24 protein-coding genes are annotated in these 21,977 nt (G+C 43.6%); 15 read left to right on the top strand and 9 right to left on the bottom strand.

Annotated elements, in window-relative coordinates; genetic code table 11:
* Positions 1-11 precede the first annotated feature (11 nt).
* The 3 genes from NST15_RS17635 to NST15_RS17625 all read left to right on the top strand — a co-directional run bounded on the left by NST15_RS17635 (position 12) and on the right by NST15_RS17625 (position 2,127).
* Positions 12-344 (top strand): YwdI family protein, encoded by a 333-nt coding sequence (locus NST15_RS17635; RefSeq protein WP_008343634.1) that lies wholly within the window; start codon positions 12-14, stop codon positions 342-344.
* A 33-nt stretch (positions 345-377) separates the two neighbouring features.
* Positions 378-1,688, top strand: coding sequence for a purine/pyrimidine permease (locus NST15_RS17630; RefSeq protein ID WP_007497786.1), 1,311 nt, complete (start codon positions 378-380; stop codon positions 1,686-1,688).
* A 67-nt stretch (positions 1,689-1,755) separates the two neighbouring features.
* Positions 1,756-2,127 (top strand): DUF423 domain-containing protein, encoded by a 372-nt coding sequence (locus tag NST15_RS17625; protein WP_003215282.1) that lies wholly within the window; start codon positions 1,756-1,758, stop codon positions 2,125-2,127.
* Between the two features lie 42 nt (positions 2,128-2,169).
* On the opposite strand, the gene NST15_RS17620 is transcribed toward NST15_RS17625, so the two are convergent.
* From NST15_RS17620 to NST15_RS17610, 3 genes are all read right to left on the bottom strand, one after another.
* Positions 2,170-2,787 carry a cupin domain-containing protein gene (locus NST15_RS17620; RefSeq protein WP_007497783.1) on the bottom strand — a complete coding sequence of 206 codons (618 nt, stop codon included), beginning with the start codon at positions 2,785-2,787 and terminating at the stop codon, positions 2,170-2,172.
* Positions 2,788-2,918: 131 nt separating this feature from the next.
* Positions 2,919-3,461 (bottom strand): spore coat protein GerQ, encoded by a 543-nt coding sequence (gerQ, locus tag NST15_RS17615; RefSeq protein WP_007497781.1) that lies wholly within the window; start codon positions 3,459-3,461, stop codon positions 2,919-2,921.
* A 420-nt stretch (positions 3,462-3,881) separates the two neighbouring features.
* On the bottom strand, positions 3,882-4,556 hold the full coding sequence (locus NST15_RS17610; RefSeq protein ID WP_212359616.1) for a YIP1 family protein: 675 nt from the start codon (positions 4,554-4,556) through the stop codon (positions 3,882-3,884).
* Between the two features lie 175 nt (positions 4,557-4,731).
* On the opposite strand from NST15_RS17610, the gene NST15_RS17605 reads away from it, so the two are divergent.
* The 12 genes from NST15_RS17605 to NST15_RS17550 all read left to right on the top strand — a co-directional run bounded on the left by NST15_RS17605 (position 4,732) and on the right by NST15_RS17550 (position 15,769).
* A complete protein-coding gene (locus tag NST15_RS17605; protein WP_342499067.1) occupies positions 4,732-5,502 on the top strand; it encodes a glycosyltransferase family 2 protein in 771 nt (256 codons plus the stop codon).
* Positions 5,503-5,508: 6 nt separating this feature from the next.
* A complete protein-coding gene (locus NST15_RS17600; protein ID WP_342498701.1) occupies positions 5,509-6,921 on the top strand; it encodes a CDP-glycerol glycerophosphotransferase family protein in 1,413 nt (470 codons plus the stop codon).
* Between the two features lie 21 nt (positions 6,922-6,942).
* A complete protein-coding gene (locus NST15_RS17595; RefSeq protein ID WP_173408388.1) occupies positions 6,943-8,121 on the top strand; it encodes a DegT/DnrJ/EryC1/StrS family aminotransferase in 1,179 nt (392 codons plus the stop codon).
* Positions 8,118-8,993, top strand: a complete 876-nt coding sequence (locus NST15_RS17590) for a GNAT family N-acetyltransferase (RefSeq protein WP_284725834.1) — start codon at positions 8,118-8,120, stop codon at positions 8,991-8,993. The genes NST15_RS17595 and NST15_RS17590 overlap by 4 nt, the downstream gene beginning before the upstream one ends.
* 1 nt (position 8,994) lies before the next feature.
* Positions 8,995-10,119 carry an N-acetylneuraminate synthase family protein gene (locus NST15_RS17585; protein WP_342498700.1) on the top strand — a complete coding sequence of 375 codons (1,125 nt, stop codon included), beginning with the start codon at positions 8,995-8,997 and terminating at the stop codon, positions 10,117-10,119.
* Positions 10,109-10,849, top strand: coding sequence for a glycosyltransferase family protein (locus tag NST15_RS17580; RefSeq protein WP_342498699.1), 741 nt, complete (start codon positions 10,109-10,111; stop codon positions 10,847-10,849). The genes NST15_RS17585 and NST15_RS17580 overlap by 11 nt, the downstream gene beginning before the upstream one ends.
* Positions 10,846-11,874, top strand: coding sequence for a glycosyltransferase (locus NST15_RS17575; RefSeq protein WP_024719472.1), 1,029 nt, complete (start codon positions 10,846-10,848; stop codon positions 11,872-11,874). The genes NST15_RS17580 and NST15_RS17575 overlap by 4 nt, the downstream gene beginning before the upstream one ends.
* 2 nt (positions 11,875-11,876) lie before the next feature.
* Positions 11,877-12,617, top strand: a complete 741-nt coding sequence (locus NST15_RS17570; protein ID WP_017360113.1) for a sugar phosphate nucleotidyltransferase — start codon at positions 11,877-11,879, stop codon at positions 12,615-12,617.
* Positions 12,614-13,579, top strand: coding sequence for a dTDP-glucose 4,6-dehydratase (gene rfbB / locus NST15_RS17565; RefSeq protein WP_017360112.1), 966 nt, complete (start codon positions 12,614-12,616; stop codon positions 13,577-13,579). The genes NST15_RS17570 and rfbB overlap by 4 nt, the downstream gene beginning before the upstream one ends.
* Positions 13,580-13,582: 3 nt before the next feature.
* Positions 13,583-14,437, top strand: a complete 855-nt coding sequence (gene rfbD, locus NST15_RS17560) for a dTDP-4-dehydrorhamnose reductase (protein WP_025208169.1) — start codon at positions 13,583-13,585, stop codon at positions 14,435-14,437.
* Positions 14,430-14,885, top strand: a complete 456-nt coding sequence (locus NST15_RS17555) for a dTDP-4-dehydrorhamnose 3,5-epimerase family protein (RefSeq protein WP_135226438.1) — start codon at positions 14,430-14,432, stop codon at positions 14,883-14,885. The genes rfbD and NST15_RS17555 overlap by 8 nt, the downstream gene beginning before the upstream one ends.
* A 92-nt stretch (positions 14,886-14,977) precedes the next feature.
* Positions 14,978-15,769: an SDR family oxidoreductase gene (locus NST15_RS17550; RefSeq protein ID WP_272950059.1), complete on the top strand. Its 792-nt coding sequence runs from the start codon at positions 14,978-14,980 to the stop codon at positions 15,767-15,769.
* A gap of 15 nt (positions 15,770-15,784) precedes the next feature.
* Here NST15_RS17550 and NST15_RS17545 read toward each other — a convergent pair whose 3' ends face one another.
* From NST15_RS17545 to NST15_RS17520, 6 genes are all read right to left on the bottom strand, one after another.
* Positions 15,785-16,978 (bottom strand): aminotransferase class I/II-fold pyridoxal phosphate-dependent enzyme, encoded by a 1,194-nt coding sequence (locus NST15_RS17545; RefSeq protein ID WP_170916843.1) that lies wholly within the window; start codon positions 16,976-16,978, stop codon positions 15,785-15,787.
* A gap of 17 nt (positions 16,979-16,995) precedes the next feature.
* Entirely contained in the window at positions 16,996-18,417 is a 1,422-nt protein-coding gene (locus tag NST15_RS17540) for an ATP-grasp domain-containing protein (protein ID WP_136944621.1), read from the bottom strand.
* A gap of 14 nt (positions 18,418-18,431) precedes the next feature.
* Positions 18,432-19,193 carry an SDR family NAD(P)-dependent oxidoreductase gene (locus NST15_RS17535; protein ID WP_052320449.1) on the bottom strand — a complete coding sequence of 254 codons (762 nt, stop codon included), beginning with the start codon at positions 19,191-19,193 and terminating at the stop codon, positions 18,432-18,434.
* Positions 19,190-19,897: a cupin domain-containing protein gene (locus NST15_RS17530; RefSeq protein WP_008343606.1), complete on the bottom strand. Its 708-nt coding sequence runs from the start codon at positions 19,895-19,897 to the stop codon at positions 19,190-19,192. Before NST15_RS17530 ends, NST15_RS17535 begins: the two co-directional genes overlap by 4 nt.
* Before the next feature lies 1 nt (position 19,898).
* A complete protein-coding gene (locus NST15_RS17525; protein WP_050826712.1) occupies positions 19,899-20,501 on the bottom strand; it encodes a bacilysin biosynthesis protein BacA in 603 nt (200 codons plus the stop codon).
* Positions 20,502-20,650: 149 nt separating this feature from the next.
* Positions 20,651-21,883, bottom strand: coding sequence for an MFS transporter (locus tag NST15_RS17520; RefSeq protein WP_046526758.1), 1,233 nt, complete (start codon positions 21,881-21,883; stop codon positions 20,651-20,653).
* Positions 21,884-21,977: the final 94 nt, after the last annotated feature.

The following is a 21,977-nucleotide window of genomic DNA, read 5'->3' as shown; positions in this document are numbered from 1 at the left end:
AGGGTCTACCCTTGAATATTCATATATCAAGTCTGCTTCAAAAAATGGAGGAAGCCATTCAAAAAGCAAAACAAAGTGGAAATGATGAAGAGGTGAAACGTCAAGCGGCGGTCATTTCTTCACTATGTGATGTCATTCTCGACACATCATCACAGGTGCAAATGCCGCAGTCTTCGGTTATTTCACCACCTCCATCTATACAGACACCATCTGCACCGGCTGTGTCTACGGATCAAGCCATGCTAGAGAAATTGATGGGCACTAGCGGTGCAAAGAAATTTCAGCATAAAGAAGAGGGTCAACAAGAGAAAGATGGCAACGGTGACTCTATTTTTGATTTTTAATGGTCTTGTCACGACAAAGGGAAGGTGATCGGGTTGAAACTATTTTTGGGCGCCATTCAGTGGATGGCATTTTTTATCGCAGCTTCTATTGCTGTGCCGATTGCGATTGCACAAGCATTTGAATTAAATCAAGTGCAGTCGGCGGAACTGATTCAGAGTACATTCTTTTCACTTGGACTTGTGGCGATGGTGCAGTGTTTATGCGGTCATATGCTGCCGATCAATGAAAGTCCAGCAGGGCTGTGGTGGGGGGTATATACCCTTTATGCAGGCATGACAGGGACGATTTTTGCTACATATCCTGAAACCTTGCAAGCGTTACAAGGGGCGTTAATTTTTAGTGCTGCGTTCTTTTTTATTTTTAGTCTCTTTAAAATCATTAATTGGCTCGCGTCTTTATTTACGCCGGTTGTCACAGGTATTTATTTGCTGCTGCTTGTTGTGCAGTTAAGTCAGCCAATTATGAAAGGGCTGATGGGGATCGGCTATAGGGGAAATCAGGTAGATGGGCTTGTCTTTTGTCTATCGATCTTGATTATTGTCATCACCTTCATGATCAGCCGCTCAAAATGGCATTATTTAAGACAGTTTTCTGTGTTATTCGCACTTGCAGGCGGCTGGCTGTTATTTGCTTTACTCGGACTAGCGAAGCCTGTTCGCATTCCTGAGCAGATCATTGAGTTTCCAAAGCTGTTTCCGTTTGGCATGCCGGTCTTTGACAGTGGACTGCTTGTTACGTCCTTTTTTATTACGATCTTACTCATAGTGAATATGCTGGCAAGTATTCGAATTGTGGAAAGTTCCGTCAAGGCATTTGGTGAACTGCGTGAGCGGAAACGAGCCAGACCGGCTGGTTTTGTCGCCGCATTTGGTCATTTGCTGAGCGGACTGATTGGTGCGATTGCGCCTGTCCCTATTTCAGGGGCAGCGGGTTTTATACAAACAACCAAAATTCCATCGAGAAAGCCATTTTTCCTTGGCAGTCTGCTCATTGTCCTCATTAGTTTATTTCCATTATTGATGAGCTTTTTCTCTGCATTGCCTTCACCTGTGGGGCTGGCTGTGAACTTTGTGGTGTTCTCTTCTATGATTGGGATTGCTATGTCTGAATTCGATCAGTATGAAAAAGAAGACATCCCGCGCATTCGATTTGTGCTTGGCATCGCTGTTTTAGCAGGCGTGGGCGCAATGTTTGTGCCGCAGGGGGCATTGAAAGGCATGCATCCTGTGCTGATTTCTTTATTGAGCAATGGTCTTGTGCTTGGTACGCTGATTGCAATTGTGGTCGATCAAGTGCTACTGCGAAAGAAAAAGAAATCCGACAATCTCGTGTCAGCATCATAGGAAAGTTGAATGTTGGATGAGACCCGCGCTATGATAAACATAATTGACGAGATAAGGAGAATGACGAATGAAACTATTTTTCATATTAGGTGCCATTAACGCCATGCTTGCGGTTGGTCTTGGAGCCTTCGGTGCACATGGACTGGAAGGGAAAATTCCTGAAAAGTATATTGAGATATGGAATAAAGGGGTTCAATATCAGATGTTCCATGCCATTGGCCTGTTTATTGTCGCCTTTCTGGCAGATAAGCTGTCAGGTGTTTCCCTAGTGCCGACCGCTGGCTGGGTGATGCTGGCAGGCATTCTTTTCTTCTCAGGAAGCCTTTATGTGCTTGCCTTGACTCAGGTGAAGATATTAGGTGCCATTACACCAATTGGCGGAGTGGCATTTATCGCTTCTTGGATCATGCTAGTGATTGCAGCAGCAAAAAATTTATAAGCTAGGAAAACCGATGCTCTCATAGGGGCATCGGTTTTTTTCTTAACTCCAATAAGGAGAATAGTTCGGAGGTGCTTGATAATAAGGTACATAGTGGGAAGGGGGGACAGGGTGAGTTTGTGCCTCTTCCTCCCGGTGGCAGAAAGGTCCGATAAACACACCAGGCTTCACAGGCTGCGTCGCCTGTTTCCACTGCGTTTCGTTCATGCAATAAGTATGTGCCATGATGTGAGAAGGCGTGAGGGTTAGAAGGTCTGAACCTAAGATGACTTCTGGTGTCGATGCGTTAAAAATGGCTAACAAATGGGTTTTGTCCTGTAAGGCGACTTCGTAATGCCACCAGCCTTGTGGCACATTGGCTACCTGCCCGGGGGTAATGGTGTAGGTGGACAGCTTTTTTGTAAAAGGGTTCAGCATGGATACAGCAGCAGAGCCGGCGATACAATAAACAAGCTCGGCAGCATTTTGATGATAATGAGGCTCTACTACTTTGCTTTTACTCAAATATATATCCAGCAGAGATACTTGATCGAGCGAATTTAATTGTTTTTTTCCTAAAACATTAATCAGGTTGTGTTGGTCATATTTCACAAGGGGGCTTTGATTCAAATCAAATGAATATTTGACATTCGGCGATGTATAATCCAGCTCAACAGTCATTGATGTCACCTCTAGGCGTTTAATAAAAACTACTAGGCATCTTATGAGCCTTCCCCCGAAGGTGTGTCAAAAACCTAGACAAAAGAAAAAAGCAAGGGCGTCTGCACCTTGCTGTTGATATGAACTTGAGGTTATCTCGGAGAATACGTAGACATCGAGTATGGATAGTCATATTGAATTTCCCCATCAAACGTAATGTAATCAAGATAGATCGTTAACAATAAGTATCGTGTCCCTGTTTTGTTATCACTGATGATAATGTGATCACGTCCTGCGGCCTCAATGACCCCTCTAAAAATCTTAGAGTTCCATTCTTTACTTGCCTCAAACGTCATATAGATCGTGGCTACTTTGCCGCGGTTTAATCGTAAAATATTTTCAATATAGGACTGCTCAAGCGGCAGCTGACCGGTGACGTTCTGCTGATAAATCGGTCCAGAAGGAATTTGATAGGGCTGCCCGCCACTTTGCCCACCTTGGCCTCCTTGTGAAGTACCAGTAGACGGCATTGGCGAATACCCCTGCTGCATTTGACCTTGCATTTGACCCTGCGTTTGGGGAGGGACTGAATAACCCATCTGCTGCGCAGGATACGGATTTGCTCCATATTGTTGCTGGCGAAAATCTTGACCTTCGAAACCCGAACCTTGCCCAAATTGATTTTTCAATTTCATAACGTTCCTCCTCTTTCCTCATGGTGTTCTAAACAGAAGGCAGAAAAGCGCCTGTTGTTTCCATAGCATTCTTTTTCTCTTTCACACTATGAGACAGGAAGAGAGAATATGTACATTGAACGAAAAAAGGAACTGCTTTGTGCAGTTCCTCAGCGTGTAGACAAACCCTCGCATTCGGTGTCAGTCCTGCGCTTCGGTGCTCACGAATGTCAAATTCGCTCCGCGCCGATGCTCGTCCTTCCTAGACTGCAAAGGTTTTCTATCACGCTGAAAAGAAGACAAAGGGCTAAAATCAAGTTCATTTTAGCCCTTTGTCAACAATCTGAGGAACTGCTTTGTGCAGTTCCTCAGTATTCAGACAAACCCCGTATTCGTACTGCCTAGACTGCAAAGGTTTCCAACAATCTAAGGAATGCCTGTTTACATCAACCAATTCATAGCCCGCTGGACGTCATAGAGAAGGGTCATGATGAGAAAAAATAAGGCGATCGGTGTGATGGCAATGATAAAGGCCTGCCATATTCTCAGCTTCATCACAGCGACAAGGCCTAAAACAGCCATCCCAAATATCCATGTCTTGGTATACGCATCAACCAGTGGTAAAACACTGAGATAATACCATACTTCATAGTGCTGGTCTAAATAGGGTGAGATTTTCACAAATGTATACGGACCAAGCAACCCCACAGTAAAAATCCAAGTAAGAGCAAATAAGGTGGAAGGAAAAATGACCGTCAGTGTGCAAGCTTTGAGCACATCTCGATACGGCGCTTTACTGCCAAAAAACAGTCGCCCTAACCACTGTAAAATGAATGAACCGAAAAATAGAAAAAAATTGCCTACTAAAATACCAAAACCTGCTCCGTGTAACAGAATAAAAGGATATGGAATATGATTGCCCATATACTCACTAAAATACCCTTCGTACATCCAGCTAGTACCAGCGATACTTGCAAGGAGTATCATCAGCCACATGGGAATAGAGGTATGTTCATATGAGCGAATAATCGTTTTTGTCGCGACAAAAATTTTAAAGAATCGAAAAAAACCTTTTGCTTCCTCTTCTTGGGAGAGATCACTCTTCATATACTCCAATGTTCTTTACTCCTTTAATACACATAAATGATTACTTATATTACCAAAATTTTTACGTTTTTCAAAGATAGATCATGAAAAAAATCCAATTTTATAAAAAATAGGTCACTCTACAGTCTCTTTAAGAGGAGACACATATGATAACCATAGTTTAAAAGAGACCGAGGTGAAAACATTGACGAAAGTAACGGTCATTATGACGAGCTACAACAAAGCGGCCTACGTTGGCAGATCAATTGAAGCGGTGCTGCAGCAGACCTTGTCAGACTTTGAACTTTTTATCATGGATGATGGATCAAACGAACAAACCCTTGCTACTATTGAGCCTTTCCGTAAAGATCCACGCATCCATTTTATCCAAAGCGGGGTGAAAACGCTGGAGGAAAGAACGGCGAAAACACGCTATGCCGTCCTCATTAATCAAGCATTAGAACAGGCAAAGGGCGAGTATATTTCCTATGCCACAGATGACAATGTCTATGCACCAGACCGTTTAGAGAAGCTCACGAATTATTTAGATGCTCGTCCGAATGAACATATTGTCTATTCTAGTTCAAAAGTTATCTATTTAAATAGCGAAAAAGAGCCAGTAAAGGAAACGATTCGACCTGCGCAAACTGTGCAGTGGAATGCACCTTGTGCTATTGATCACTGTTCAGTTGTACATCGTGCATCCATTTTAACAAAGATTCGAGCTGAGTTTGGATCCTACTGGGACGAGAGTCCGCATTTTTATCGAATAGGGGATGCGCGGTTCTTTTTTAGATTAAATCACTTTTATCCGTTCTACCCTTTTGATGAGGTATTGGATACAAACTACATCACAGAACAGTCTATTCATTATCAGTTGGCAGAAGATGAGAAAAGCGATTTTATTCAAGCACTTCCTCCGCAGTCTACCTGCAGGGAGCTCCGCCATATATTAAAACAAAGACATGGGAGGTGACCTTAAGTGTCGCATTATATTCATCATTATTGGCAGGTGTACTTTGAGTATGTGAATCTGATGAAAGACTTATCCTATCGCCACATACCCCTTGGATTAATCAGTAATTTTTATCAATACATCAGCCCTGAAGTGAGGGAACGTATGGAAGATAAGGCGTTTGGTGAAGAGCTGACAACAACTTGTCCAAAGCCGCAAGACATTCAGCCATTTTTTGATCAGCATAAACAGCAGATCAAGCGTATCCCTTATCGTCCGAGTCATGGAAAGGTACTGCTTCACTTTGAACACCTGCGTTTTACTGAACACAATTACACGCGATTCCATCCGAACCAAACAGTGGTGCTCGCGCGCTGGAAGAAGGCTGATTATTTCGGATTACCGGTGATCAGCAAGCCGGAATTAGCCGGAGAGGTTAATAAAGAAGCCCATGTTGAATATATTGAAAAAGCAAATGCTCTATTGAAACCTTACGCCCACCATCCTGTCTTTGGCAATGTCTTTTTTAGAGAAAAGCTTCGGAAGGACATTGTGCAATTTATTGATGTGATTGACCAAATAGAAACGCTATTTGAGATGCAGCCAATCACAACTGTCGTAGTTGGTACGACGGAGGATGCATATAGCCGTGTGCTCGCCTTGCAAACCGTGAAGCGCCATCTCACAAGTATTTGTCTTCAGCACGGTGCGCTCATGGGAGATGAAGCCTTTTTGCCGATTTTCACCACCTGCCACGGAGTGTTTGGAAAATATGAAAAGGACTGGTATGTAGACAAAGGCTGTCAGCCTGAGCAGGTGGAGATCACAGGTCACCCGAGATTTGATTTGGTGCAGGAGCGAACACCGCTTCAACAGGAAATGGTCTTTCGTAAATTGAACTTCAATCCTGCCAAAAAGACTGTGCTCGTGGCAACACAGCCGTTTTCAGAAGCCTTTTACGGTGATGTTCTTAAAACGATTGCAAAACGGAAAGATATTCAGCTGATTATGAAACCTCATCCGTGGGAAATCGCTCGAAATCGGTTAAATGACTACACAGCGATTGAGCGTGCGGGGAACCATGTGAGATTAATTAAAAAAGAGATCGACTTGTATGACCTCCTGCCGTATATGGATATGGTCATAACGCTCACATCAACAGTTGGTCTGGAAGCAATGCTCTTTAAAAAGAGTGTACTGATTGGAAAAATGACAGAAGGCAGAAGATACCCTTATTACGAGTCGCTTGGCAGCTGCCACATCGAAAACCCTATTGAGCTGGCCGAGAAAGCGATCCGTATTTTATCGGATGAACAAGAAATGAAGCTGGCGAAACAGCAAGGTGCTCGTTTCATTCAAGAACATTATCCGCATGCACAATCGACCGATGTTCTGCTTTCTCTGCTCAAAACAAAAACAGGCGTGGATTTTCAGAGATGAAGATAGGGGTGTGCAAGCGATATGGGACAAAAGAGAGCACAATTTCTTCCTTATGCACTGCCTTTTATTGAACAGGAAGAAATTGATGAAGTCATTGGAACATTAAAGTCCGGCTGGTTGTCCACCGGACCAAAAGTTAGACAGTTTGAAGAAGAGTTTAGGCAGCTGACTGGAGCGAAGCACGCAATAGCAGTCAATTCATGTACAGCTGCTCTATTTTTAGCGTTAAAGGCGAGAGGCATTGGAGCTGGTGATGAGGTCATCACAACGCCTCTGACGTTCTGCGCAACAGCCAATACGATCATCCATACGGGAGCAGCCCCTATTTTCGTGGATATTGATCCGGCGACACTCAATCTAGATGCGAAAAAATTAGAAGCGGCCATTACACCACATACGAAAGCGGTTGTCCCTGTACATTTTGCTGGTCAATCGTGTGATATGGATCAAATTTTAGCGATTGCCAAAAAGTATGATTTGTTCGTGCTGGAGGATGCCGCTCATGCCCTCTATACGACCTATCATGATCAACCGATTGGATCAATTGGTGATGCGACCGCTTTTAGCTTCTATGCAACGAAAAACATAGCGACTGGTGAAGGTGGCATGCTGACGACAAATGATGATGCACTTGCGGCTAGAATCAGAAGGCTGGCGCTTCACGGGATGAGTAAGGGAGCGTGGAATCGTTATGGAGAAAAGGGAACATGGTATTACGAGGTCGAGGAACCGGGCTATAAAATGAACATGTTTGACGTGCAAGCATCGTTAGGGCTCGTTCAGCTAAGCCGGTTGAAGGAGATGCAGACACGTAGAGAACAGATTGCAAAGACATACAATCAGGCATTTCAACATGAAGCTGGTCTCATCTTGCCGCCTGTACATGATGAGGGAAGACATGCGTGGCATTTATATGTGCTGCAAGTTGATCCAAAAGAAGCAATGATCACACGCGATGACATGATTGATCAGCTGCAAAAGGAATATAAAATCGGCACGAGTGTTCATTTTATTCCCGTTCACTTGCATCCATATTATCAAGAGACCTACAACCATTCACCAGAGGATTTCCCTGAGGCACTCACTTATTACAAACGAACGCTTTCGCTCCCGCTCTATCCAAGTATGACAGATGAAGATGTGCAGGATGTCATCACCGCAGTCGTGTCAATTTTAAAAGACAAGAAGGCCTCTTCATGAAAGTCGTTCATGCAATAGACGATCAGGTGCTGGCAGCTTGGCTGAAAACATATGGTCATGAAGCGGAACGCATGGCAGGATTCAAGCAGTTTGCTCTTGTCAGCGGCGCTAAGCTCAAAGCAGTGCTGCTATACGAATGGTCCAAATGGGAGAGCGGCATTTTTGACAAGCATATTTTTCATGTGAAGTTTGTGGAAGCTGAATCAGCGTTGCTCTTTAAAGAATTGATGGAGAGATTCATCAATTGGATGAGAACAGAAAAATGTGATTTTTTCTTTTTACGTCTTGAGGCGGCTGATCTTGAAAAAAACCGCATTGTTCAAAAACTATCCCATGTGTATTATGTCGGTGGTCTCACTAGGCTTGAGGCACCGCCTGCCCTCATGGAGATGCCATCATCAGATCAAGATGTGGTGATGGGTGTGCCAGATGAAAAGGATTACGATGAGGCGGTCTTACTAGGTGATCGGGCTTTTGTGAAAAGCCGTTATGCCCTTGATCCATATTTAGACCAGCGTGTTGTTCAGCATTTTTATCAGGAGTGGATGAGAAACAACCTACTCGGACGCGCAGATATCAACCTCGTTGCCAAGGTAAATGATGAAGTGGTTGGCTTGATTCAAGGTATGACAAAGGGGCATGAGATGGGGCTTGAGCTTTTTGCGATTAGACCGGATGTTCAAGGAAAAGGGATCGGAAAAAAGCTGTTTATTGAGATGATGAAAGTGTCTCATCACAGAGGGCATCACTTCATTTCTGCGGGGACACAGCTTCATAATACGACAGCCATCCAGCTGTACGAAAAGATGGGGTTTAGGACAACAAATGCCTTTTTGTATTACCATGTGTGGCCGAAAAAAGGAGAGAGGTAAGATGGCGCATTTCTATATCGGAGATCGCAAAGTGGGAGATGATGCGCCTGTCTTTATCATTGCAGAGGCAGGCATTAACCATGATGGAAAGCTGGATCAGGCACTTGCTTTAATTGATGTGGCAAAAGAAGCAGGGGCTGATGCGGTGAAGTTTCAAATGTTTCAAGCGGATCGGATGTATCAAAAGGAACCGGGGTTATACGAAACGGCCAAAGGAGAAGAAGTGTCTATTTTTTCTTTAGTGGAACAAATGGAGCTGCCGCCGGAATGGCTGCCTGTCTTATTGAGGCGTTGTAAGGAAAAAGGATTGATGTTTTTAAGCACCGTGTGTGATGAAGAATCGGCTGATTTATTGAATCAAACGAATCCACCTGCTTTTAAACTGGCATCCTATGAAATCAACCATTTGCCTCTTTTTCGTCATACGGCTTCTTTTCAAAAGCCGATCATTTTTTCAACAGCTGGGGCCACCATTGCAGATGTTCATGAAGCATATGAAACGATTACGAGCCAGCAAAATAAGCAAGTCGCTATCATGCATTGTGTGGCAAAGTATCCAGCGCCTAGAGCATATACGAACCTGCGGGTGATTCAAACCTTAAGATCCGCTTTCCCTGAAGCAGTCATTGGCTTTTCAGATCATAGTGAACACCCGACGGAAGCGCCAGTAGCCGCTGTGAAGCTCGGGGCAGCAATGATTGAAAAACATTTTACAATAGATAAAACATTACCCGGAGCGGATCATTCCTTTGCTCTTAGTCCTGAAGAATTAAAGGAAATGGTTCAGCACATTCGAGCGGCAGAAAAGCAGCGGAATCAAGCAGAAATAGACGTTCATTCATTACCAGAGGAGCTTCTTGGCAGTTCTTATAAAACGACAACAGCCATTGAAGGGCAGATTCGAGAATTTGCGTATCGAGGAATTTTTACGACCAAAGGCATTGCAAAGGGTGAGACCCTCACGTCAGAAAATGTAGCCGTGCTGCGCCCTGGACAAAAAAATCAGGGGTTGCATCCGCGATATATGCCGATTTTACTTGGCACAAAGGCTGTGAGAGACATCCCAGCCCATACAGGCGTTTCGTGGAAAGACGTACTCATGCAGGAGTCTCGAGATGATGCATGATGTACTTTTTGTCATTCAGGCTAGGATGGGGTCAACAAGACTGCCCAAAAAAGTGATGAAACCGATCGGCGGCATGGCGCTGATTGATTTGATTGTGGAGCGGGTGAAGCAATCAGATGATTACCATCACAAAATGCAAAACCTTATGATTGCCACAACGGTCGAGCCAGAGGATGACTATTTGGCTCAATACTGTATGTCAAAGGGTTATAAGGTGTTTCGAGGCAGTGAGGCAGATGTGCTTGAGCGGTTTGCGCAGATTGTCCGCCAATTTGAACCTAAAACGGTTGTACGTTTAACGGGAGACAATCCATTTATAGATCCTTCGCTTTTGTCGAAAATGCTTGAAAAACATAGACAGGAAAAGGCTGATTACACATATACGAATGGAACACCACTCGGTATTTCCGGGGAAATGATTGAGGCATCTATTTTATGTAAAATCGACAAATTTCCCCTCACTTATTCAGAACGTGAGCATGTCACGCTGTATATCAGAAAGCATCCCGAGCAATTTCACCTTCAATTATTCACACCGCCCAAAGAACTTGCATATCCTGCTTATCGATTCACGATTGATACAGAAGAAGATTATGTGTTTGCTACCTGTTTATTAGAGAAAGCTGGTGGTTCTATTGCTGTGCCGACAGCTGAGCTCATTTCCATCTGTGAACAACATCCAGACATTGTTCGTTTGAATCAATCTGTGAGACAGAAGGATGCTGAATGAACAAAAAAATCATGATTGTTGTTTATGGGGGTTTTTTAAGAGGAATGGGTCATGTCGTCAGAATGAAACGTTTGGCAAAAGAACTGCTTCAGGAAGGGAACGATTTATATTTCTATACAAATGATCAGATTTGTGTAGAAATGCTTTCGCACCCAGAGTGGCACGTTCAGATGGTGCATGAGTCGAATGCGCTTCTACAAATCCAACAAGACATCAAAAAGCTAAAGCCTGACCTTTTAGTCATAGATGTGCTTGATTGTGATCTTCAGTTTCTTCAAACGATCAAAGACTCCTGCGATAGTGCGAGGCTGGTCTTATTTGAGGAAAAAAGAGAGGAAGCTTGTCAGCTTGCAGACACGGTCATAAACGGCATTTATGGCGGTCTGGACGGGAAGCACGAGCAGGTTAATGGCACGGCTTATTATCATGGAACGCCCTATTTATTGTTAGATCACGAGTTTAAACGATTCAAAGACACATATGAGGTTCGAAAAGAATGTAAAAAGGTGGTCATCAGTCTTGGCGGTAGTGATCCGTGCGGCCTGTTATCAAAGGCTGTATCGGCGCTTCTTCAAACAAATCACCTAGACATTTTAGCGGTCGCAGGAAAAGCCTCTCACATCAAAGAGCAAGTAGAGGCGGAACATATCCAATTCATTCAACATACAGATCAACTACCGGTTCTTTTATCAGAAGCTGATGTGGCTATCGTAGCAGGCGGTATGACGTTATATGAGGTAATTTGTATCGGGGTGCCCAGCATTGTCCTATCGCAAGTAGACCACCAAGCAGTGACAGCGAGCATGTTTGCGCAAAAGGGCGCTTGTTTTCACCTTGGATTAGGTGACCTTGTGGAAGAAAAAGACCTGTTGCAAGCTGTTCAAAAACTGTCTGACAGCTATTTTCTCCGCAGAAGCATTCATCTTAATGGACGTTCACTCATTGATGGAAAAGGAATCGAACGAGTGAAAAACATTCTTATACACCTCATGAATTCACACCAAAAAGAACATAAGGATGTGTAGATGTGAAGGGAGTTATTTTAGCAGGAGGAAAGGGATCACGGCTGGCACCATTAACGAAGATTTTCAACAAACACTTGCTGCCGGTTGGTCCATACCCGATGATTTATTGGTCATTATTCAAACTGAAAGAAGCAGGAATTGTAGATGTGATGCTGATTTCACAGGAAGAACAAATTCCGTTGTTTCAAAAGTTACTGGAAGATGATCGTGAACTTGGGATGAACATTGTGTATCAAGTACAGCCAGAAGCGTCTGGTATTTCCGATGGTTTATCCTATGCAAAGTCCTTTGCTCAAGGGGAAAAATTTGTGCTGATGCTTGGTGATAATGTATTTGAAGATTCTTTACGCCCTTTTGTCGACGCCTTTAGGCAACAAGAAAGCGGAGCCAAGGTTTTATTGAAAGAGGTGGCAGATCCAAAACGGTTTGGCATTGCAGAAATTGATCCTGCTCATCACCGAATTTTATCAATTGAAGAAAAGCCAGAGCATCCGACGTCATCTTACTGCGTCACGGGCATCTATTTTTATGATCAAGACGTCTTTCAATATATCGAGGAAATCTCGCCGTCAGATCGAGGTGAACTAGAGATTACTGATGTGAATAATCTCTACATCTCAAATAGCCAGCTGACCTATGATATGTTAAAAGGGTGGTGGATTGATGCAGGAACTCATGAATCTCTCCACGAAGCATCAACAAAAATGTTTGAAACGATGAAGGAAAAAGAGGGATACGAATGACGAAGTCTTATTTAATTACAGGTGGAGCAGGGTTTATTGGACTGAATTTTGTGAAGCTGCTGCTTCAAGAATCCGATGTCCGGCTGACCGTATTTGATAAATTAACATATGCCAGTCATCCAGAGGAGATGGAATATTTATCAAAGCTGCCTCATGTCCGTTTTGTCCAAGGAGATATCACGCTGCAAGACGAACTAGATCAAGTATTTGATGAAGCGTATGATGCCATCATTCATTTCGCAGCAGAATCACATGTCGATCGCAGTATTCAGTCAGCAGAACCTTTTATCCAAACAAATGTCTTTGGTACCTATCGTATGCTTGAAGCTGTCTTAAAGGGAAAGGCGAATAAACTCATTCATATTTCCACAGATGAAGTATATGGAGATTTGGAGCCGGATGATCCTGCTTTCACAGAACAAACACCACTCTCACCGAATAATCCTTATTCAGCAAGCAAGGCAAGTTCAGACCTGCTTGTGAAATCTTATATCCACACCCACCAATTACCCGCCATGATCACAAGATGCAGCAACAACTACGGACCTTATCAGCATGAAGAAAAATTAATCCCAACCATTATTAGAAAAGCGGTCAATGGTGAAAAGATTCCGATTTACGGAGACGGCCAGCAGATCCGGGATTGGCTGTATGTAGAGGATCATGCGAGAGCCGTAAAACAAGTAGTAGAAAACGGAACAGCCGGTCAGGTGTACAATATTGGCGGCGGCAACGAGAAAACAAATCTTGATTTAACCAAAACCATTCTCACACATCTAGGCATCTCTCATGACCAAATCGCGTTTATTCAAGACCGGAAAGGGCATGACAGGCGGTATGCCATTGATGCCAGTAAGCTAAAAGAAGAGCTTGGCTGGGTGCAGGCAACTTCATTCGAAAAAGGTATCGAAAAAACGATTGATTGGTACCGTGCCAAATATGATCAAAGTGAAGAAGGGTGACCGATGAAAGTTTTAATCACCGGTGCAGGCGGCCAATTAGGGAAAGAATTGACGAAACAGCTGAAAGAAAAAGACATCACCGTCATTGCTTTAACAAGGAGTATGCTGAATATCACAGATCAACAGGCAGTCAGACATGCAATGAGACATTTCCGTCCGGATATTGTTGTCAGTGCGGCTGCTTATACGTCTGTCGATCAATGCGAAACAGAAACGGAAAAAGCCTATCTTGTGAATGGGATTGGCGTCTACTATACAGCGCTTGAAGCTAAAAACGTAGGGGCAGATGTGTTACATGTCAGCACAGATTATGTATTTGATGGGCAAGCGGATACCCCTTATCAAATCGACGCACAAGCAGATCCACAAACCATTTATGGAAAGAGTAAAAAACTTGGAGAAGAATTGATTCATCTTGTATCAGATGAAGTGAAGATCATTCGGACATCGTGGCTTTATGGACATGAGGGACATAATTTTGTGAATACCATTCTTCGGCTGGCTGAAACGAAGGATCATTTGCGCATCGTCAATGATCAGTTAGGGTCTCCTACTTATACAAAGGATGCCGCAGAAGCTTTGATTCACTTGTTTGACCAGAAAGCAGGTATTTATCATGTCAGTAACCGAGCAAGCTGTTCATGGTTTGACTTTGCGACAGAAATTGTGGCAGCAAGCGGTCTGTCTACGACAATTGAACCCATTTCCACTGAAGAGTATGGCTTCCAAACACCTCGGCCCGCCTACTCTGTGTTAGACCTGCAAGCGATTGAAGCGACTGGCTGGAAGCCAAGACACTGGAAAGACGCACTTCACGAATACTTGCAGAAAGAAGGGAGATTCGAGCAGCATGATTGATGGTGTACAAACGAAAAAACTCATGAAACATTGTGATGATCGCGGCTTTTTCGCAGAGCTTATTCGAGATGACGAACCGATGCTGAAGCGCTTTGGGCAGGCGTCGTGGTCGAAAAGTTTCCCAGGAGTCATCAAAGCCTTTCATTATCATGAAAAACAAGACGATGTTTGGTTTTTCCCAGCAGGTCATGCACAGGTCGTTTTATACGATTTGAGAGAAGATTCTCCGACAAAGGATCAAACCGATGTGTATTATATGGGAGAAGATAATCCGATGCTGCTCCTCATCCCAAAGGGAGTTGCCCATGGCTACCGCGTATTAGGGGAGACGCCGCTGCAGATTGTGTATTTTACAACAGAATCGTACGACCCAAAAAACCCAGATGAGAAGAGAATTGCGTGGAATGATGAGTCGATCGGATTTAATTGGGAAACGACATTTAAATAGAGAAGAGAGGCCTTTCGCAGGAGAAAGGTCTTTTTTTGTTGAAATACATTCTGTATGTGTCATTTTATGTATATTGATGAAAAGGGATGTGGATGAGTTTGTCTAAAAGAATTGCATTTGTAACAGGGGCAAGTACAGGCATTGGAAAGGCAATCGCAAAAAAACTTGCCGCTCAGAGCGATATGAAGGTGATCATCAACTCTAGAAATATGGCCTCACTTGAACAGACGAAACAGCACATTCAAGATATGACAGAAACAAAGGAACCGCTGTCTCTATTTTGTGGAGATATGTCGCTTGAAGCAGTGAGGTCGGAAGCCTTTGAAGAAATAGAAAAGGAGTTTGGCAGACTCGATGTGCTGATCAATAACATTCCAGGAGGAAAGCCAGATACATTTGATTCATGTGAAACTGACCAGATGCTGGATGCTTTCTCCCAAAAAGCCATCGCTTACGTCGATACAATGAAGCGTGCAGCCGCATTGATGAAAAGACATGAATATGGACGGATCATTCAAATTGTCGGGAACCTGTGGAAGGAACCTGGTGAACAAATGTTTACGAATAGTATGATGAATGCAGCGATTATTAATGCCAGTAAAAATGCAGCGACACAGCTCGCGTCGTCTAGTATTACGGTAAATTGTTTAAATCCAGGTTTTATTGCAACCGATCGGTATGAACAATTTATCGGCAATATGATGACGAAGCAGGCATTGTCACGAGAGCAGGCTGTACAAGCTGTCGCATCAGGTATCCCAATGCAAAGAGTGGGCTCAGCGAGTGAGATGGCGTCATTGGCTGCTTTTATGGCATCAGAGGAAGCTTCTTATATCACAGGTCAACAAATCTCCGTAGACGGTGGAACGATGAAAAGTATATAAACTGAAAAAAACCCGCTATAGGCGGGTTTTTTGATGAAATCGAATGGGGAGGATGGACAGGCGATCGATAAAGAGAGCAAGCTCCTCAATCGGGGCAACCATTGAAATGCGTACATGACGGCTTCCATTGGCTCCAAATACTCCTCCAGGCGTGACAACAACATCGGCATGTTCGAGTAAATAGTCAGCAAAGGCATGAGAATGTTCAAAGTCATCAGGAATCGGAGCCCATAAATAAAAGGCGCCGGGTGGACGTTCGATTGTCCAGCCAAGCTTTTTCGCCGCTTGCCGGATGAAGAAATTGATTCGTTCAAGGTATATCGCCTTTAATGATTGAATATGGCAGTCATCACTTTGCAAGGCAGCAGTCGCAGCGTGTTGAAATCCGCCATACATACTAACAAACACGTGGTCTTGGAAGGTGTTGATGGCTTGGATGATCTCCTCATTTCCAACAGCAAAAGCGACTCTCCATCCTGCCATATTAAATGTCTTTGATAGAGAATATAATTCGACTCCTACACTTTTCCCGAGAGGAGTATTCATGAAGCTCACGGGTGTTTGTTCATAATGAAATGAACCATAGGCAAAATCATGAATAACATACAGCTCGTGAGCGGCCGCAAAGGCAGCAGCCTCTTCAAAGAATGCCTCATTTGCAACAGCACCCGTGGGGTTATTCGGATAATTCAAGAACAGTACTTTTGCTTTTTTGACTATGTCAGGATCAATTGAGGAGAGATCTGGTAAATAGCCATTTTTCTCTTCAAGTTTGATACTGTATGGCTTGGCGTCCGCCATCAAAATGCCTGAATGATATTCAGGGTATCCTGGATCGGGAACGAGTGCGATATCTCCTGGATCAAGCAGACACTGACTCATGACATACAGCCCCGTTTTTCCGCCAGTGAAAAGAGCAATTTCCTTCTGCGGATCAATCTCAGCACCGAATTCCGATCTATAAAAATCTGCAATGGCTTGTTTGAAAAAGTCAAAGCCTCTAAAAGGGGCATATTGTTGAAATGGCAAAACACCCGCTGACTCCTGTAGGGCACTCACGATATGGGGAGGAGTTGGTAGATCAGGGTTTCCCTGACCTAGATTCATGATGTTTGCTCCGTTTTTTGTCTTTTGAGCTATTTTTTCAAAGACGGTGCCGAATTTCTGTTCAGGCAGCCGTTCAATCATTTTAGATGCTAACATTTTCACCACAGCAGCCTCTCTTTCTATCCCTTCACTAATTCATCCATTAACTGAATCGTTGCCTGTTTCTGAATGTTGCGGATGGACGCGGCAACATCTTGTGAGGATGATCCTTTTAATTCAAGAGATACGATTCCATTAAAAGCTTCAAATAAATCAAGATCCACCATAGTCCCTTTGGCAGGGAATGATTGACTGACAATCGCAGTATCTCCAACGAATGCTTCCTGCGGAATAGACACATGATCAATGGTGATATGTGTGGATTCAGGTGGTATGTGCCCACTCTCTTTAAAATGCTGAGGATACAAGTGGCAGTCCGCTACATAAAATGTATGTCCAGAAAGCAGTTGTTTTGGCAGTACAGCCTTTTTTCCATCAACTAATACATCAATCAATAGCTTGGCCATATCGACGCCAAAGACCTTTTTAATATTCGGGATCATATTCCAGCCAGCGAATCGAGCCGCTGATTCGATCAGTCCAGTTTCTCGATTTTTCATGAGTTTGATTTCTGTATGGGTTGCACAATGTTCAAGACCTAGCCCTTCATTTGCCTTCCTTGCTGCTTCAATGATGATTTGCTTTGCTTCATTGTCTAAGATCGTCGGAGTGATATGAGCCGTTTCTGTAAAGCCGATTTGAGGGGTTTTATCATGTATGACAAAAGGGAGATATTCGCCCTCTACGACCAGCCCTTCTACACTGACATAATCAGCATAACCTTCATCTTGATACCAATCTTCGTAAGCACCCTCTAAATACGTTTCAGCGACAAACGGTGCTTCATACGTGACAGCGTCTGGGACTGGTATGGTTTCCAAATACGATTGTACTTGTAAAAACAAGTCATCACTTCCGGCTTTGTCATGAAACAAGGTGACGCCAATAGAACTGGCTAAATATGTAGGCTTTAAAATGAGCGGTGTTCCGATAGACTCAATGGCTTGTTGGAAATCAGATAAAGTCGTGACAGGCTGAGTTTTCACCGCTTTGACGCCAGAGGCATTGAATGCAGCCCTCATTTGGCTTTTATCACGCGCCATTTCGGCTGCCTTGACACCGGCACCTCGTAGCCCAAGACGTTCAGCGGCCTTTGCCATCGGTGCAATGAATAATTCATTATTGGTCGTGATTGCATCTGCTTTGAAAAAGGAAGCCACTTGAATGAAGTCTTCCACAACCTCTTCTTCTGATTTTGGATAATCATCATGTGCCCAGTAAATAGAATCAGGGTGTTCAAAAGAAGGGTGTGTCTCAAAATAATCACGGTCTTTGATGACCGCAATGGAGTATTTTTCGATTAGCTCGGCATGTCCCTTTGTAATCGCAAAGGGTCTTGGGATATAAGAAACGATATGGTATGATGCCGCCACGCTTTCATAAAACATATGAGGCGGGCACCCTCCTAAGTCAGCAATGACAAGTACAGTTTTTTTACTCAATGAAAGCACTCCTTTTATCTAGCGGTGTAACCGCCATCTGCAGTGACGACACTTCCAGTCATATAGCTGGATAGGTCAGAGGCGAGAAACAGCATCACGCCAGCAATTTCTTCAGGTTTTCCAAGCCGCAGCATAGGATTCACCTTTGCTTTTTCTTTTTTGACGATCTCGAGACTTTCTGTGTGATTGTCTAAAAAGGACTTTTCATTTAGTGGCGTATCAATGATGCCAGGGGCAATACAATTTACCCTGATTTGATGAGCGGCATAGTCGATGGCCATTGATTTGGTGAGCTGAATGACACCGCCTTTTGTTGCATTGTATGCCGGAATGTCAGGCCAGCCCACAAGACCTCCGACAGATCCGGTATTGATAATACTTCCACTCTTCTTTTCAAGCATATGCGGCAATGTATGCTTACTCATGAGAAAGACGCCGGTCAGGTTGACCTGAAGAATACGATGCCAATCCTCCAGTGCCATCTCATGAATAGGTGAGACAATTTCGATGCCTGCATTGTTAATGAGGACATCAATGGCACCGAATCGGCTCAGCACGTTCTGAACGGTTTGGTGACAGTCAGACTCCTTCGTAATATCTGTTTTAAAAAATGCAAGGTGCTCATGCGGCAATGATTCAATGAGTTGGTTGCCGCTGCTTTCATTGATGTCAGCGACAGCTACTTTTGCTCCATTCTCGAGGAAGAGCTTGACGGCAGCAAGCCCAATCCCCGACGCACCCCCTGTAATGAGGACAACTTTTCCGTCTAGCTTCATTTCTTCACCTTAGATGCTTTTGGTTTTAAGCGATTATAGCGAGGAGGGAAGAAGAGATTAATAGACTTTGATGCTTCTGGCTTTGGATTGATGGCCCCATGATCTTCCCGTGGATCACAGAAATAGGTGGTGCCAAATTCCATCTTTTCTGTAAAGCCTTCGATTGTCATATCATACCCTCCACTGATGCAAATGCCGATTTGTTCATTTCTATGTTTATGAAAAGGCATTTCTCCACCGTTTCCAGGGATATTGGCAATCATCAGCTCCATCCAATCCTCCACAAAAAAAGTCACTTCCATGCCAGGGAGTAAATCCCGTGTTTTGAAAATGTCTAAGAAATAAGTGGGTGGAGCTGTATATTCTTCGTCATCCTTTAATCTCTTAATATCAATGGCGATCACTTCTTCATCTGTCAGATTTGAAGCGCCGTGAGGGACAAACGGTGGTGCGATATAGGCTGATTCTAAAGGGGTGAGCAGTTGAGTCGATTGGCCGACAGTCATTTGAAGCTCGCCTTTTAATACAATGCCGATTTGTGCTTCGGGATGTTCGTGAGGTTCAATGATTGTGTGGGGAGGGACGTATGAAATTAACACTTCCGTACCGCCTCTTACAGTGGAATATTGGATAACGCCATTATCCCATTCTAATTTTTTCGCTTGAGGAAAATATCGTTCTTGCGTCTTTTGTTCAGTTTGCATCTTACATCTCTCCTTTTCCGAATATGGACCAACTCATGGGTATACTTTTAAACGTTCGAATGAAGATGAGGCCATATGTGGCTCTTGCTACCTCATTCGTTAAAGCAAAATCAAATTCGCCGTCCCTTACTTTCTGCGCGGCAGTACTTGTAGAATTAACAAGTTCAAATTCAGCATTTTGGTGAATGAAATATTGAATTAAATTGACAGGTGCAGGATGTGAGACAATTTTTAAATGGTGGAGCATTTGTTCATGGAATGGGAAATCAGGTCTGACAGCCAAACCATACATGGGCGTGTCACATCTGAAAATTTGTAAAAGCTGTAGATCTGGTCTCATGTAGAAGTGTTTGATGCCTTCATATGCGTGTGGAACGAGAGTAAATTGAAGTGGTTGAGAGAGAGTATGTTCAATGCAAGTTTCGAATGTGTCATAAAGGGATAGTTTCGTATGAGTGCCGAGTGTAGTGGTGGATTGAGAGATGAAATGTTTTGCTGCGTATTCACTGCTTGTCCCCTTAGGGCCTAGTGTGTTGACTGTAAACATCTTAGGTGAAGGGCTGGGCTCTTCTTTGAAATGAAACACATCATTCTTTAGGATCATGTTTACCATCCAATCTTTTTCAAATTTTTACTAGATTATAAAATTTAAAATTGGCAATTGTCAACAAATTTTATAAAAAATGTAATATATGATGATATTAAAAATTGATCTAAAAAACTGCACATATCGAGATGTGCAGTGAAATGTGCTTACGTTTCAAGTGTAGTTGGCTGTTTTTTCTGTAAGGCACGTTCTCGTTTATAGCTGCCGAAGCTGATGATAAAACCAACAAGTGTGATCAATGCACAGACAAGACCTACCGTATGATATCCGAAATGGACATAAACGGGTCCCATCAGTGCGGAACCGAGCATAACAGCAAGGTTGGAGGCCAGGCTGTAAAAAGCCATCACTTTGCCGCGATGGGTTTGAGAGCAGTCGCTTAGAACGGTGCTTAGAAGCGTGACAGATAAGCTTTGCATAGCCCCCCAAATAAATAGGGCGAAAATCAGCAACATCCACGAGAATGGCGCATAAGGAAGCAAGGCTAGAACAAGCGCAATTCCACCCAGCACAAAGACAAGGGAACGGGTTTTACCGAACCAGTCTGCTAATTTTCCAGTAAACATACTCATAGAAAAGCCGACGCCATAAGCCATAATAAGAAGTCCAGCTGTTGATTGTCCGCCATCAAACAGACTTTGCAAATAAGCACCTAAAAACGAGTACATGCCGTAAAATCCAAGCATATTGCAAAACGTCACAGTCAAATAGGCAGGCACGCGATCAATTTTCAAAGCTCCCCATAAAGAGCCTGTTTTCTCTCTAGCTTGAGGTGCCTTCGGATCAGCTGCTCTGACTTGTTTTCTTGATTCAAGGATGACGAGTAGCAGGACAATGAGACTCATCATAGCGAAGATCCAAAACGTCCAGCGCCAGTTTAAACTCTGGCCGATAAAGGCGCCAATGGGCACACCAAGGACAAGAGAAAGAGACCAGCTCGATACAATGAGTCCCATCACTTTGCCGCGGTATTCGTATGGAACCCGGTCGCCCACAAGAGCATAGGCTGTTGGCACGAATACACCAGTTGCCAGCCCTGAAATAGCACGGCCTGCAAAAAACACGGCCAAATTTGGGGCAGCAGCACACATCACTGTTCCAATTAAAAAGAAGGACAGCCCAATTATCAAACACAGCTCTCTTGAATATCGGTCCCCTAAAGGAACGAGTAGCGGAGCTCCAACCAGCACAGCTAACCCATAAATGCTGATGGAAAGAGCGAGAACATCAAGAGAGTGCTGAAAGGAGTTTGATAAATCAGGCAGCAGTGGTGAAATCACCAGTTCCTCCGATCCCGCCGCAAAAACGCCAAGTGTGAGTGCAATGGCAAGTGTGATGGGAAAAGTTTTAGAAGCCTGGCTGTCTAAAGATTCTTTCATCAAGTGATCCCTCCATACTTGCTTTTTCATTCAATTCCGTTAAAATAAATTCTACCATTATTTAGTTTTATTTTACATTTCGTATCATAAGTAT

The sequence above is a fragment of the Bacillus sp. FSL R5-0820 genome, assembly GCF_038593385.1.
Classification (GTDB): Bacteria; Bacillota; Bacilli; order Bacillales; family Bacillaceae; genus Bacillus; species Bacillus altitudinis.
Note: the sequence above shows the minus strand (reverse complement) of the source record. Positions and strands in the feature narration are given on the sequence as shown.